Source organism: Amycolatopsis kentuckyensis, from assembly GCF_002155975.1.
In the GTDB taxonomy this organism is placed as follows: Bacteria; Actinomycetota; Actinomycetes; order Mycobacteriales; family Pseudonocardiaceae; genus Amycolatopsis; species Amycolatopsis kentuckyensis.
Map to the genome: position 1 here is coordinate 1 of NZ_MUMI01000078.1, position 13,295 is coordinate 13,295.

A 13,295-nucleotide genomic window follows, 5' to 3' on the forward strand; every position below is an offset into this window, starting at 1 on the left:
GCCGAAACGGGCTCGCCGCCGGCGCGCTCGTCGGGGGACCTCGGCGGATTCGACGGGATCTGGGGCCCCGCGACGACCCGCGCCGTGCGCGCTTTCCAGCAGGGCAAGGGCATCGCGCCCGGCGGGTGGGAAGCGGGCGCCCGGACGCTGTCCGCGCTCGACGTCCTCCTCCCGGCCCGGCCGGAGCCGGTCGCCGACGACCTGCCCGTGCTGCCGTCGAGCCCGGACGTCCGGCTCGGCGACGAGGACGACCGGCCGCCCGTGGCCGACGCCGGGACAGCGGCCGTGGCGCAGCGCCTGACCACCGACCAGCAGCCCGCGCCGCAGCCACCGGCCCCGCAACCGCCCGCGCCCAAGCCGAACAACGACGTGGACAAGGCGGTCGCGGAGGCCGCGTCGAAGTCACCGTCGATCGCCGCGGCGATCGCGCGCGTCAAACGCCAGGGATTCACCTACCACGCGGGAAATCCCGGGCAGACGGTCACCAACGTCCCGCTCAAGCTGATCCTCATCGCGAGCGACGTCTCCCAGGCCGACGCGGTCATCCGGGTGATCTACGAGACCACCAACGCGGAGAACGCGGACCTCCTGCAGGCGGCATCCCGGTCGAGGACCACGGTCAAGGACGGCACCGAGTGGGCCCGCAAGGTGATCGAGGCCGAGACGACGACCGCCATCACCACGGCCCGCCGCGCCGAGGAGGCCGGGCTGGTGTACAGCGCCACCGTCCAGAAGACGATCCGCCCGTTCCTGGTGAAGACCCCGGACGGCCTGGTGTTCAAGCCCGGCGGGTTCGACAAGGCGTTCGCGCTCGTCTTCAAGGACCTGTTCGACAAGGCCAAGACCGACAACGGTGAGCTCGCCCGCGAGGCCTACCGGAAGCAGTGGGAGGAATGGAAGAAGCTGCAGGAACGGTGATCCTCCTCGGCAGTCCGGCGCCCGCACCGCCGAAGGTTGCCCGTACCATCCGGGTATGTTGGATGCCCTTGTCGAAAGCCTGATCGGTGGCTTGATCGGCGGCGCGATCATGCGCAGGAGAGAACGCAAGAAGGCCGAGCAGCGCCAGACCGAGTTCGCTGCGGGGGCGGACGTCAAGATGCACTGCTCGCTGCGCCGGCCGATGGACTCCAGCAGCTGGTCCCATGGCATTCTGCGGCTGTCCCCGCACGCCGCGACCTGGCGGGCGCGCCTGAACCGGGGCGGGCCGGTCGAACTCTCCCCGCACAACGCCTCGTGGATCGATCTGCGCCCGGTCGGTACCGGCGACGGCCTGCACACTTCGATGGCGATGGCGATAGCCGTGCTCGACGCCGGCGGCCATCGCCTGGAACTCGCCGTGCTGGCCAAGGACGTCGCCCTGCTCCGGAAAATGTTCGGTCAACCCGGAACGGATGCCGTCAGTCGTTGAGCATGGATTTCCGCTCCTCGCTCCAGAACGGGGCGTCGATCTCACTGGGCAGCTCGACCGGAATTTCCCGGTGGGACACGGTCGTCGTGTCCCCGTATTGCTGGTACGTGTACGACACGTCCAGCTTGCCCGGCACGTAAGTGTCCTCCTGGGCCCACAACTTCGCGTTGGCCTGCAGCCTTTCCTTCAGCTCGAACCAGAGGAGCTTGCCGATTCGTCCTGCGCGCGTTCCGGCCTGGTCGACCGTGACGGCGTCGAGCAACAATCCGGCGTACGGCAGATCCACCGCGTAGAGCTGCTCGAGCTTCGCGCGATCGGATCCGCTCCATTCCTTGATCCGAACACCGGCGAAGTCCGTTTTCCTGAGGTCCGCCACCAAGAACTTCTTGACGTACTCGTCGCCGTACTTGGTCCTGTCCCGCTTCGGAACGGTCACGCCCTTGTGCTGGTGCTCGGACAACCAGAGCTCGTCAAGGTCTTCCGGGGCGAGGTCCTTGATCAGCTTCCATTGGGCGCCCACCAGCCATTCGAGGTTGGCCTCGTCGTAGGCGATCACCTTCTTCTCGGCCTTGTCGATGAAGGCGGCCGTCGTGCTCGCCACCACGCCGGTCAGCGGCCGTGCCGAACGCTCGACCGTGCTGACCTCGTAGTGCAGGGCCTTCACCTGCTTCGGGCCGGCCTCGGCCATCAGGTTGAACTTGCCCTTGAGTTGTTCTTCGGCCAGCGCGGAATGAATTCCGTTGGCGTCGTTGGCGCCGAACCAGCCGCTCCGGCTGGTCAGCGGGGTCATGTTGTAGTCGAGGCCCGGGCCGCCGAGGTGGCGGTTGAGCAGGTGACCCCGCGCGTACAGGGACTTCTGGGGGTCAGCGCGATGGGACAGCGCTATCGCCCAGGGATTCCAGCCGCCGGCGGAAGAACCCTCGGGATGGCCGGAGGGAACCAGATCCGCCGTCACCGCGGTGCCGGCGCCGTGTTTCATCGGACCCCACTGGATGGTGCTCGAGCGCAGGTCCTTCTTCACCGAGGCGAGGTAGCTCATCATCAGCTCGACCAGGTCCGGAACCGGGGTGTCGGCCAGCTTCCCCACTTCGGCGGCCAATTCCGCGGGCAATCCCTTGACCGACTCCGCGAAGCTGTCCTCGCGCAACCGGTCTCCGCGCTCGTCGACATCGTGATCCAGCAGCACGGCGGCCGCCCTCGCCCGCCAGTACGGGCCGTCCGGCGCGAGGTGTTCGTCGTCGTGGGCGGCGAAGTAGTCCTGATATTGAGTGTGGTGCTGGCTTTTGTAGGTCGGGGTGCTGAATTTGTACCCGGCTCGCTGCACCGTCGGCGTGCCCGCCGCACCGGCGATGAGCTTGCTGACGGCACCATTGCCGGCGGCCCGCTGCATCGCGAGCACCGCCGACGGGTGCGCTGCCATCCGGTGGCCGATCGCGGCGTGCTGCCGTGCCCCTGGCGTGGGTGTCGCATCGCGAACCGCCGCCTGCCGCCGCACGCTGCGGGCGACGCCTTGCTGAGCGGGAATGTGCCCGAAGTCGCGGTAGGTGGCCATCCCCACTGTGTATCGACGCCGACAAAGGCGGTCAATCACCAGAAGGGGTGTGGCGAGCGTCCGCCGCCGATATCGGCGGATCACCACTGCACCCATCGGGTGACGTTCCGGCCGGCGGATCAACCGGCCTCGGCCTCAGGCGTGGTCGTCGTACAGCCACCCGGCCTGTTCCGAGGGAGACACCATGAAGAAGTTCGCCATGCTGCTCGCCGCCTTGCTGACGGCGACCGGCCTCGTAACGCTGCCCGGCGCCGCTTCGGCGGCGACCAGTTGCAGCGGCAGCCTGATCGACCGCAAAGTCGTGAGTTACGGCGGCGCGGACATCGCCGAGCTGGTGGTGTACTTCAACGCCTCGACGGGCGTGAACTGCGCCCGGATGAACCACCTCGGCGCCACCTACGGCCACCCGTACCGCACCGCGGTGTTCATCGTCGCCTGCACCGAGACGAGCCCCGCGTCGGTATGCCACTACTACGGCAGCCCGGACGCGCAGGACGGCACCTACTCGTACTACGCGGGCCCGGTCGAGGTGACGGCGCGCGGCCGGTGCATCCACGCGGCGGGGGACATCTACTACCCGTCCGCGTCGAACAAGCGGCACGTCGAAACGACACCGGCGGCGAGCCACTGCGGCTGAGTCGTCGCCCGTCAACCGTATAACGGTCTATACAGCGCCGATCGACTCGCCCAGCTGGCGGTCGTGAACCCGGCGCCAGACCAGCACGGAAAGCACCGCGCCACACAGGCAGAGGAACATGTCCCACTGCGTGTCCCAGACGTCCCCCTGGGTGGCGAGGAAAGCGTCCGCGCCGGACCCGGCGATGAGGGCGCTGAACCATTCCACGAACTCGAAGCACGCGCTGATCGCCAGGCAGACGCTCACCGTGAGGAACGCGACCCAGCCGCCCGGCCGCAGCGGTGTCCGGCGCAGCAGCACCTCGCGGACCGCGACGGCGGGGACGAAGCCCTGGACGAAGTGACCGAGCCGGTCGTAGTCGTTGCGCTTCGTCCCCAGCCAGTCCTGCACCCATTCGCCGAGCGGCGTCTCCGCGTAGGTGTACTGGCCGCCGTAGCACAGCACGAGCGCGTGGAGGACCAGCAGCCAGCACAGCAGCCGCGTCAGCGGGAACCGCTTGCGCAACGCCAGCACGAGGGGCAGGCCGATCAGCACCCAGACGACTTCCAGGAGCCAGGTGCCGGGCGCCCTGGCCGTCACCCCGGTGACGACCAGGGCCGCGACCACCACGCCGGCCAGCAGCATCCCCTCGGCTCGGCCGGCTCCGCGCACCATGCGGTGAACCTACCGCGCCGGCGGTGGCGGGCGCAGTGGATGATCGGGCGCGCCGGCGATGCGGTCCGGCAGCCGGGTGGCCAGGTGCTTGACCAGCTCGGCGACCCGCCGGGGTACGTGGGCGTCGCCGGGGCGCAGGGCGTAGATGTCGGCGGGCGGTGTCGGCACGTCGGGCAGTACGCGGACCAGGGCGCCGCTGTCGAGGTGGGGGCGGATCTGCCAGTCCGAGCGCATGATCACCCCGTGTCCCCGCAGTGCCCATTCGGTGACGACGTCGCCGTCGTCGCTCGACAGGCGGCCGCGCACGCGGACCTGGCGCGGGGTGCGGGCGTCTCCGAAGTGCCACACGGCGAAGTCGCCTTCGTTCTCGCGGAGGACGATGCAGTCGTGGCCGGTCAGGTCTTCGATCCGCTCGGGCATCCCGCGTCGCTCCACATAAGACGGTGCCGCGCACGGCACCCGGCGGTTGCGGGCCAGCCTGCGCATGCGCAACGAGGAGTCCGGCGGCGGTCCGACGTGGACGGCCAGGTCGAATTCGCGCCGGTGGGGGCGTAGCGGGAGCGCGGACGTGCGGAGTTCGACGGCCACCTGAGGGTGCTGCTCGGCGAACTCGGCGAGGAGCGGGGCGACGTGCGTACGGCCGAGGCCGAGGGTGGCTTGGACGACGATGGATCCCCGCAGGTCGCCGGCGCGAGGGGCGACGAGGTCCTCGAGCTCGCGGACCTGGTCGAGGATCGTTTCCAGGCGCGCGGCGAACAGTTCGCCTTCGGAGGTCAGCACGAGCCGGCGGGTGCCGCGGTGCACCAGCCGCGCGTCGAGCCGGCGTTCCAGTGCGCTGAGGCGTTTGCTGACGACGGGCAGGGAGCACTGCAGTTCGCGGGCGGCCGCGGTCAGGGTCTCGCTGGCCGCGACCACCTGGAAGAAGCGGAGATCGTCGATCATCGCGGCTGGTCCCTTTCTCTCGGCGAAAGGATAGGTTGCCGTGGCCGCTCTTGTCGCGGCGCGGGCCGCTGATCAGGGTGAAGGTGCGTGCTCGCCTCGATCGACAGGAGTGTCTTGTGTCCCAGCGTCACCGCATTGCGGTCATCCCCGGCGACGGCATCGGCCGTGAGGTCGTCCCGGAAGGGCTGCGGTGCCTGTCGGCCGCCGCCGAGGCTCACGGGTTCGAGCTCGAGGTCACCGAATTCGGGTTCGCCTGTGCCGAGTACTGGCTGCGGCACGGTGAGATGCTGCCGCCGGACTGGCGGGAGGTGCTCGGGGGTTTCGACGCGATCTTCTTCGGGGCGGTCGGGTGGCCCGAGGTGGTGCCCGACCACGTTTCGCTGTGGGGCAGCCTGCTGCGGCTGCGGCGGGGTTTCGACCAGTACGTCAACCTGCGGCCGGTGCGGCTGCTGCGGGGAGTGCGCAGCCCGTTGCGTGACCACGGCCCGGGGGACATCGACTTCCTCGTCGTCCGCGAGAACACCGAAGGTGAGTACTCGAGCGTCGGCGGGCGGATTTTCGAAGGTACTGACCGCGAAACGGTGTTGCAGGAGACCGTGCTGACCCGGATCGGCGTGGACCGGGTGCTGCGCTACGCCTTCGATCTCGCGGACGCGCGTCCCCGCAAGCGGCTGACGTGGGCGACCAAGAGCAACGGTATCGCGGTCTCCATGCCGTACTGGGACGAACGCGCGGAGCTGATGGCGCGGCGGTACCCGGGCGTGGCCGCCGGCAAGGACCACATCGACATCCTGGCGGCGAAGTTCGTGCTGCAGCCGGGGCGGTACGACGTCGTCGTCGCGAGCAACCTCTTCGGTGACATCCTCTCCGACCTCGGACCGGCCTGTGCCGGGACGATCGGGATCGCCCCGAGTGCCAACATCAACCCGGAGCGCACGGCGCCGAGCTTGTTCGAGCCGGTTCACGGCTCGGCCCCGGACATCGCCGGGCGGGGTGTCGCCAACCCGGTCGGGCAGATCTGGAGTGGCGCCATGATGCTCGACCACCTGGGGGAGACCACTGCGGCGGCGGCCGTCGTGTCGGCGATCGAAAGCGTGCTCGCCGAGCGTCCGGAGGTGCGCACGCCCGACCTCGGCGGCTCCGGTACCACCGAGGGGCTCGGTGCGGCGATCGCGGCCGAGATCGCCCGTTCCCGGCCGGTGGGGTGACTCAGCGGGTGACGGCGGCCGGCGTCGCGGGTGCGGCGAGGAGGTCGCCGAGGCCGCCGCGGACGTCGTCGATGACGAGGGCCTCGGCCGCTGCCGGGTCACCCGCCCGCAAGGCCCGGACCAGCGCGCGGTGGCTCCCGTAGCGGTCGAGGCCGAACCGGTCGTTTTCGCTGATGCGTTCGAGGAGCCTGGCTCGTCGTTCCGGTGAGGAGAACACGCGTGTCTGGCCGAGGAGCCGCACCAGGACGGGGTTGCCGGCGCACGACTCGACGCCTTCGTTGAACCGCTGCATGGCGTCGAGCAGCCGGTCGAGGTGCCGGGTGATGTCCTGTCCGGCCTGTTGCCGTTGCCGGATGACGATCAGCAGGTCGTCGGCTTCGTCGAGGACGGCGTCGAGGTGGTCCAGCTGGGCGGGGGAGGCGTGCCGGGCGGCGAAGCGGGCCACCATCCCGCGCAGGGCCACTTCGACTTCGGCGAGGTCTTGGATCGCGGTGTCGCCGAAGGCGGCCACCTGGACGGTCCGCGGTCCGGTGCGTTCGAGGAGGCCGTCCTGTTCCAGGCGCCGGATGGCTTCGCGGACCGGCGTCGGGCTCACCGAGAGGCGTTCGGCGAGCCCGCGTTCGGTGACTTTCTGCGCGGGCCGCAGTTCGCCGGTGGCGACCGCGTCCCGGATGGCGCGGTACGCGCGGTCGGCCAGCGTGTCGGCCGTCAGGCCCTTCAACGTCTCACTCGCCATGGCGTCACTCTATCCGCCATGGCAATGACCAGATGCAACCCTTGACGTTCTTGCTATAGCAAAAGTAGCGTGGCGGCCACCGCACCCGCGGTCGGACAGGAGGTGCCGGATGACGACGACGTCGAGCGCACAGCGCGTGCGGACGGGCCGGATCACGTTCTTCGTCGCCCTGGCGGTCTTCGCGCAGGAGTCGACGTGGAACCTCTACGACTCGCAGGTGCCGCCGCTGCTGCGCGAGCACATCGGCAGCGCGGCACTGGTCGGCCTGCTGATGGGGATGGACAACGTGCTCGGCTTCTTCATCCAGCCGTGGATGGGCAACCGGTCGGACCGCACCCGCACCTCGTGGGGGCGGCGGATCCCGTACCTCGTCGCCGGGATGCCCGTGGCCGCGCTGCTGTTCCTGCTCATCCCGCACGTCGCGGGCGCACTGCCGCTGCTGATCGTGGTGATGTTCGGCTACGCGCTCGTCGCGAACTCGTTCAAGCCGATCGCCGAATCCCTGCTCCCCGACTTCGTGCCGCCCGAGCGGCGCAGCCGCGCCAACGCCGTCGTCAAGATCGCGTCGAGCCTCACGGTGATGGTCGCGGCCCTGATCAGCATCTTCCTGGTCGACGCGCACCCGAAGCTGTCGTTCGCGGTTCCCGCGGTCCTGATGGTCGTGTCCCTGGCCGTGCTCGCCGCGAAGGTGCGGGACAACCGGTCGCCGGCCTACCGGACCGCGCTCGAGGAGGACCGCGAGGAGGAAGACGGCACGGCGAAGCCCGGGCTGCGGGTGCGGGACACGGTGCTCGACATCGTCCGGGACACCGACCGCAGCCGGTTGCTGCTCATCGGCGCCATTCTCCTCTTCGGTGGCGCGTGGGCCGCTTCGCGAGCGCTCATCACGCCGTACGGGATGGAGGTGCTGCACCTGTCCCGCGGCGAAGCGGGCGGGCTGACCCTGCCCAGTGGCGCGGCTTTCATCCTGGCCGCCTACCCGGTCGCGAGGCTCGCCGAACGCTTCGGCCGGCTGCGGGTGATGCAGGCCGGGATGACGGTGTTCGCGGTCGGCATGGTGCTCGGCGCGGTGGTGCGAACACCCGCCGGCGTGGTCGTCGGCCTGTGCGTCGCGGCCGCGGGCGCGTCCTCGTTCCTGGTCAACGCGGTCGTCGTGCTGTGGAACCTCGCCCCGTCCGCCCGCGTGGTCGGTACCTACACCGGGCTCTACACCGTGGGCTGGGTGGGCGGCGGTTTCCTCGGGCCGGCCCTGGTCGGCGGCCTGGTCGACCTGACGGGCTGGGCCCTGCTCCCGCTGCACGTCGCGATCGTCGGGCTCCTCGCCGTGCTGGCGGTCGCCCGGATCAGCGCCGTGCGGCGCCGGTCGTCCACGGGACGCCCGCTGTGACGGCCCGCGTCCTGATCACCACGGACTACCTGCGCCCCGGTGACGAAACCGACCGGTTCCTGCGGAGTCGCGGCCTGGAGACCGCGCACCTGCCGATGACGGGCCGTCGCGATCCCGGGGACCTCGCCGCCGCCCTCGCCGGTGTCGACGCGGCACTGGTGGCCAACGAGCCGCTGACGGGCGACGTCCTCGCCCGCGCACCGCGGTTGCGGGTCATCGTGCGGACGGGCGTGGGCTACGACTCGATCGACGTCACCGCCGCGGCCCGGCTCGGGATCACGGTGAGCAACCTGCCCGGCGTCAACGCCAACGCCGTGGCCGAGTACACCCTCGGGCTGCTGCTGGCGGGAGCGCGGCGGCTCGTGCACTCGGCGAACGGGGTGGCGCAGGGGAACTGGCCGCGTGCGGACGGGCGCGAACTCCGCGGCTCGACGCTCGGCCTCATCGGTTACGGCGCGGCGGCGCGCGCGGTGNNGCTGGTCAACACCGCGCGCGGCGCCATCGTCGACGAGGACGCCCTCGTCGCGGCCGTGCGGGACGGGGAGATCGCGGGCGCCGCGCTCGACGTCGTGGCCGAGGAGCCGCTGCCGCCCGGCAGTCCGTTGCGCGGGGTGGCCGGGATCGTCGTCCATTCCCACCTGGCCGGGCAGACCGCCGAAGCGCGGAGGGCCGCGGGCCTGCGCGGCGCGGAAGAGCTGGTGGCCGCGCTCGCGGGACGGGCGCGGTTCGTCGTCAACGGAGAGAAGTGAGGAACATGGACAGAGTGCGCGTCCTGGCGCCGAGCGGGATGCTCGGCGCCGGGTGGGACCACGCCACCATCGAGCGCGGCATCGCCCTGGGTGCCGACGTCATCAGCATCGACGCCGGGTCCACCGATTCCGGCCCCTACTACCTCGGGTCCGGGCAGCCCAAGACGACGGCCAAGGCGGTGGCTCGCGACCTGCGCAGCCTGCTGACGGCCGCGGCCGGCGCGGGCATCCCGGTGATCGTCGGCTCCTGCGGGACGAGCGGGACCGACGGCGGCGTCGACTGGGTCGCCGGGATCGCCGCCGAGGTGCTGGCCGAAGCGGGCCTGAGCTTGCGGGTCGCGAAGATCTACAGCGAGCAGACCGCCACCGATCTGAAGGAACACCTCGACGCCGGCCGGATCCACCCGCTGCCGCCGCTGGGGGAGCTGCGGGCCGAGACCCTCGAGAGCTGCACCCGCATCGTCGGCGCGATGGGGCACGAACCGATCGTCGCGGCGCTGCGCGCGGGGGCCCAGGTCGTGCTCGCCGGCCGCGCCACCGACACCGCCGTGGCGGCCGCGTATCCGCTCATGAAGGGCATGCCCGCCGGGCCCACGTGGCACGCCGCCAAGATCGTCGAGTGCGGCGGGCAGTGCACCGGCGACCCGCGTGCGGGCGGGGTCCTCGCCACCATCGACGCGCACGGCTTCACCATCGAGCCGCTCGACCCGGCCGTGTCGTGCACGCCGATTTCCGTGGCCGCGCACATGCTGTACGAGACCGCGGACCCGTTCGAGATGCGCGAGCCCGCCGGCACCCTCGACGTCCGGGACGCGCGGTACACCGCGGTCGACGACCGGATCGTCCGCGTCGAGGGGTCGCGGTTCCACCATGCCGGGCAGTACACGATCAAGCTGGAAGGCGCCCGGATCACCGGCTACGAGACCGTGTCGTTCTCGGCGGTCCGGGACCCGCGCATCCTCGCGGACATCGACGCCTGGGCGAACCTGATGCGCACGATGATCACCCAGCGGGTGCGCCAGACACTGGAACTGGCGGACGACGAGTACGCCTTCGACCTCCGCCTCTACGGTCACAACGCGGTGCTGGACGACCTCGAGCCCGAGAGCGGGCCACCCCGCGAGGTCGGCGTCATGCTGCTCGTCAACGCACCCGACCAGGCGACCGCGACGGCCATCGCCAAGGTCGCCAACCCGCTGATGCTGCACCTGCCGGCCCCGGGGATGAGCTACCTGCCGAGTCTCGCCTTCCCGTTCTCGCCCGCGGAGGTCGAACGGGGCGCGGCGTACGAGTTCGTGCTGAACCACGTCGTCGACTGCGCCTCCCCGGCGAGCCTGTTCCGGACCGAGCTGGAGGAGCCGACCGTTGCCTGAGACCACGCTCGCGGACCTCGCCCACGAGGTCCGTTCGAAGAACGCCGGACCGTTCTGGGTCACCATGGAGCTGTTCCTGCGCGACGCCGAGGGCTACCGGATCGCCGTCGACGCGGTGGACGAGCGGACGATCGCGGAGCTCTACCACGTCGAGGAGAGCGCCGTCCGGTTGTTCCGGATCCCCGCGCTCAACGTCGTGAAGATCTCGTTCCCCCGCCCGGTCGGGCAGGGTTCGCTCCGCGACCGCGACACCCACGCGGGACAGCACCACGTTCCCCTCGCCGGCGTCCGGGTCACCGGCCGCCCGGTGGAGCCGTCGTGATCCGGGCCGCGGACCTGCCCGCCACGCACCCCGGCCGCCAGCTGCTCACCAAACGCACCCCGTTCTTCGCCGCGCCGAACGAGCCGCGCTGCAGCTACTGCGCCTACGTCCCGACGAGCTGGACTCCCGATGCCGAACTGCCGGTCCTGGTGGCCGTGCACGGCACCGGCCGCAGTGTCGGAGAGCTGCGCGAGGGGTTCATTCCCTTCGCCGAGCAGCACCACGTCATCGTCGTGACACCGCTGTTCCCGGCCGGCATCGGCGACCCGGACGACGTGCACGGGTTCACCCTCGCCGACGCCGGCGGCATCCGGTCCGACCTGGTGCTGCTCGACATCCTGGAGCAGGTCCGGGTCCGGTGGAACGCCCGCGTCGGCACCGTGCTGCTGTGCGGGCACTCCGCCGGCGGGCAGTTCGCCCACCGCTTCCTCTACCTGCACCCGGACCGGGCCGCCGCCGTCGCCGTCGGCGCACCCGGCCGAGTGACCCTGCTCGACGACTCGCTCGCCTGGCCGGACGGCATCGGCGACACCCGGCAGCGGTTCGGGATCACCGTGGATCCCGCCGCGGTCGCGCGGGTGCCGGTGCTGCTGGTCATCGGCGCCGACGACGACGGGCGGGCCGACCTGGCCGCCATGGGCCACCCCGGCTTCAGCCGGCCCGAGCAGCTCGACCGGCTGGCCCGGAGCCTGGCCGGCCACGGCACCGCGGTCCGGCAGGCCGTGGTCCCCGGGGCGGGACACAGCGCCCCGGCGACGCGGCCGCCGGTCGTCGACTTCTTCGCCGGCTTGCCGGACTTCACTGGAAAGGGAACTCCTTGACCGACACCGTCCCCGGTTTCCGCCTCCGCCGTCGGGTGGTGCTCGGCACGCTGCTCGTCACCGCGCTCCTGGGGTCCGCGGTCCCCGGCCGGGCGAGTACGACGCAGCCGCCGGAAAGCCCCTGCCCGGCCGTTCTGCTCGGGAAGGCCACCTGCTACTCCGGCCAGGACGCGAATGGCGCGTACTACACGATCGCCGTCCCGAAGCGCTGGAACCGTTCGCTCGTGGTCCACGCGCACGGCGGGCCCGGCACGTCCTACGACCCCTCGACGACCACGACGGACCTGGCGGAGTGGGCGGTGCTGGTCGAGGAAGGCTACGCCTGGGCCGCCTCTTCGTACCGGCGCGGTGGCTACGGGGTCAGGATGGCCGCGGCCGACACGGAAAACGTGCGCCGCCTGTTCGTCGAGCGGTTCGGGCGTCCCGGCCGGACCTACGTCCACGGCCAGTCCTTCGGGGGCAACGTCGCCGCGAAGGTCGCCGAGACCTACGGCCGGGAGCCCGGCGCCTACGACGGGGTGCTGCTGACCAGCGGACTGCTGGCCGGCGGCTCGCGCGGGTACGACCACCGCGTGGATCTGCGGGTGGTCTACCAGTACTACTGCCGCAACCTGCCCCGTCCGGCAGAGCCGCCATACCCGCTGTGGCAAGGGCTGCCCGTGGATTCCCCGCTGACCCCGGACGAAGTCCTCGCGCGCCTGCGCGAGTGCACCGGCACCGCCGGCGACCGGACACCCGCCCAGCAGCGGAACCTCGACGACATCACCGCCGTCACGAGCATCCCGGAACGCTCACTGCCGACGCACCTGCTCTACGCGACCTTCCTGTTCCAGGACATCGTCGGAACCCGGCTCGGCGGCCGCAACCCGTTCGGCAACGAGGGCGTGCGGTACGCGGGCTCCCACGACGACCGCGCCCTCAACGCGGGAGTGGCCCGCTTCGCGGCCGACCCCACCGCACGCCGTGACCTCTCCTACGACAGCGACCTGACCGGCCGGGTTTCCCTCCCGGTCCTCACCCTGCACGCGATCGACGACCCCTCGGTCTTCGTCGAACACGAGGCGGCCTACCGCGAGACCCTGCGCGGCACCGGGCAGGACGGCCACCTCGTCCAGACGTTCACGAGGGAAGCCGAGCACGACAACCTGAGCGCCGCCGAGTACGCCACATCCCTCGCCGCCCTCGACACCTGGGTGCGCACGGGCCGGAAGCCCGACCCACGCACGATCGCAAGTTCCTGCGAAGCATCCGACATCACCTACGGCGGCGGATGCTTCTACGACCCCGGATACCGCCCGTCCCCGTACTCCACGCGAATCCGGCCGCGCCCGGGCCAAGTCGCGTGGCCGGCCATGACCGCGGCGCAGGAGCGCGCGTGGAGCCGGATGGACGGGGTGGGAATCGCACCCTGACCGGGCTTCCCCGTCACCCGGAACGATCGCCGGGCGTCTACGTCACGGCCCGGCCCGTACACCGACGCCGGGACCGATTCCGGCGGCGAGGGCG

Annotated in this window: 14 protein-coding genes; 10 read left to right on the forward strand and 4 right to left on the reverse strand. The window is 71.2% G+C overall.

Annotated features, from left to right (window positions below):
- Together CCN39_RS50080 and CCN39_RS08530 are read left to right on the forward strand one after the other, a co-directional pair.
- On the forward strand, nucleotides 1-918 hold a 918-nt coding region (locus CCN39_RS50080; RefSeq protein ID WP_167455016.1), incomplete at its 5' end, for a peptidoglycan-binding domain-containing protein.
- Between the two features lie 55 nt (nucleotides 919-973).
- Nucleotides 974-1,408 (forward strand): hypothetical protein, encoded by a 435-nt coding sequence (locus tag CCN39_RS08530; protein WP_086840089.1) that lies wholly within the window; start codon nucleotides 974-976, stop codon nucleotides 1,406-1,408.
- On the opposite strand, the gene CCN39_RS08535 is transcribed toward CCN39_RS08530, so the two are convergent.
- The gene (locus tag CCN39_RS08535; RefSeq protein ID WP_143263985.1) at nucleotides 1,398-2,960 is read right to left on the reverse strand and encodes a DNA/RNA non-specific endonuclease; all 1,563 of its coding nucleotides are present in this window, start codon (nucleotides 2,958-2,960) and stop codon (nucleotides 1,398-1,400) included. The two genes, CCN39_RS08530 and CCN39_RS08535, sit on opposite strands and share 11 nt — an antisense overlap.
- A gap of 184 nt (nucleotides 2,961-3,144) precedes the next feature.
- On the opposite strand from CCN39_RS08535, the gene CCN39_RS08540 reads away from it, so the two are divergent.
- Nucleotides 3,145-3,597, forward strand: a complete 453-nt coding sequence (locus tag CCN39_RS08540) for a hypothetical protein (RefSeq protein WP_086840093.1) — start codon at nucleotides 3,145-3,147, stop codon at nucleotides 3,595-3,597.
- 27 nt (nucleotides 3,598-3,624) lie between these two features.
- On the opposite strand, the gene CCN39_RS08545 is transcribed toward CCN39_RS08540, so the two are convergent.
- Together CCN39_RS08545 and CCN39_RS08550 are read right to left on the reverse strand one after the other, a co-directional pair.
- Nucleotides 3,625-4,251, reverse strand: coding sequence for a DUF2238 domain-containing protein (locus CCN39_RS08545; protein ID WP_086840095.1), 627 nt, complete (start codon nucleotides 4,249-4,251; stop codon nucleotides 3,625-3,627).
- A 9-nt stretch (nucleotides 4,252-4,260) separates the two neighbouring features.
- Nucleotides 4,261-5,193, reverse strand: a complete 933-nt coding sequence (locus CCN39_RS08550; protein ID WP_086840097.1) for a LysR substrate-binding domain-containing protein — start codon at nucleotides 5,191-5,193, stop codon at nucleotides 4,261-4,263.
- 116 nt (nucleotides 5,194-5,309) lie between these two features.
- On the opposite strand from CCN39_RS08550, the gene CCN39_RS08555 reads away from it, so the two are divergent.
- A complete protein-coding gene (locus CCN39_RS08555; protein ID WP_086840099.1) occupies nucleotides 5,310-6,401 on the forward strand; it encodes a tartrate dehydrogenase in 1,092 nt (363 codons plus the stop codon).
- Between the two features lies 1 nt (nucleotide 6,402).
- Here CCN39_RS08555 and CCN39_RS08560 read toward each other — a convergent pair whose 3' ends face one another.
- On the reverse strand, nucleotides 6,403-7,137 hold the full coding sequence (locus tag CCN39_RS08560; protein WP_086840101.1) for a GntR family transcriptional regulator: 735 nt from the start codon (nucleotides 7,135-7,137) through the stop codon (nucleotides 6,403-6,405).
- A 109-nt stretch (nucleotides 7,138-7,246) separates the two neighbouring features.
- Here CCN39_RS08560 and CCN39_RS08565 point away from each other — a divergent pair, with 109 nt between their 5' ends.
- From CCN39_RS08565 to CCN39_RS08590, 6 genes are all read left to right on the forward strand, one after another.
- Nucleotides 7,247-8,524 carry an MFS transporter gene (locus CCN39_RS08565; RefSeq protein WP_086840103.1) on the forward strand — a complete coding sequence of 426 codons (1,278 nt, stop codon included), beginning with the start codon at nucleotides 7,247-7,249 and terminating at the stop codon, nucleotides 8,522-8,524.
- A 95-nt stretch (nucleotides 8,525-8,619) separates the two neighbouring features.
- Nucleotides 8,620-9,273, forward strand: a complete 654-nt coding sequence (locus CCN39_RS08570; protein WP_434781095.1) for an NAD(P)-dependent oxidoreductase — start codon at nucleotides 8,620-8,622, stop codon at nucleotides 9,271-9,273.
- Between the two features lie 5 nt (nucleotides 9,274-9,278).
- Nucleotides 9,279-10,646 (forward strand): acyclic terpene utilization AtuA family protein, encoded by a 1,368-nt coding sequence (locus tag CCN39_RS08575; protein ID WP_086840108.1) that lies wholly within the window; start codon nucleotides 9,279-9,281, stop codon nucleotides 10,644-10,646.
- Nucleotides 10,639-10,968, forward strand: coding sequence for a DUF4387 domain-containing protein (locus CCN39_RS08580; RefSeq protein WP_086840110.1), 330 nt, complete (start codon nucleotides 10,639-10,641; stop codon nucleotides 10,966-10,968). The genes CCN39_RS08575 and CCN39_RS08580 overlap by 8 nt, the downstream gene beginning before the upstream one ends.
- On the forward strand, nucleotides 10,965-11,789 hold the full coding sequence (locus CCN39_RS08585; protein WP_086840112.1) for an alpha/beta fold hydrolase: 825 nt from the start codon (nucleotides 10,965-10,967) through the stop codon (nucleotides 11,787-11,789). The genes CCN39_RS08580 and CCN39_RS08585 overlap by 4 nt, the downstream gene beginning before the upstream one ends.
- The gene (locus tag CCN39_RS08590; RefSeq protein ID WP_208630177.1) at nucleotides 11,786-13,201 is read left to right on the forward strand and encodes an alpha/beta hydrolase family protein; all 1,416 of its coding nucleotides are present in this window, start codon (nucleotides 11,786-11,788) and stop codon (nucleotides 13,199-13,201) included. Before CCN39_RS08585 ends, CCN39_RS08590 begins: the two co-directional genes overlap by 4 nt.
- Nucleotides 13,202-13,295 lie beyond the last annotated feature (94 nt).

Bases quoted from the DNA above. Each gene is read 5' to 3' on its own strand.
- CCN39_RS08535 (WP_143263985.1), bottom strand. From the start codon at position 2,960: ATGGCCACCTACCGCGACTTCGGGCACATTCCCGCTCAGCAAGGCGTC.
- CCN39_RS08565 (WP_086840103.1), top strand. From the start codon at position 7,247: ATGACGACGACGTCGAGCGCACAGCGCGTGCGGACGGGCCGGATCACG.
- CCN39_RS08575 (WP_086840108.1), top strand. From the start codon at position 9,279: ATGGACAGAGTGCGCGTCCTGGCGCCGAGCGGGATGCTCGGCGCCGGG.
- CCN39_RS08540 (WP_086840093.1), top strand. From the start codon at position 3,145: ATGAAGAAGTTCGCCATGCTGCTCGCCGCCTTGCTGACGGCGACCGGC.
- CCN39_RS08550 (WP_086840097.1), bottom strand. From the start codon at position 5,193: ATGATCGACGATCTCCGCTTCTTCCAGGTGGTCGCGGCCAGCGAGACC.
- CCN39_RS08530 (WP_086840089.1), top strand. From the start codon at position 974: ATGTTGGATGCCCTTGTCGAAAGCCTGATCGGTGGCTTGATCGGCGGC.
- CCN39_RS08545 (WP_086840095.1), bottom strand. From the start codon at position 4,251: ATGGTGCGCGGAGCCGGCCGAGCCGAGGGGATGCTGCTGGCCGGCGTG.
- CCN39_RS08560 (WP_086840101.1), bottom strand. From the start codon at position 7,137: ATGGCGAGTGAGACGTTGAAGGGCCTGACGGCCGACACGCTGGCCGAC.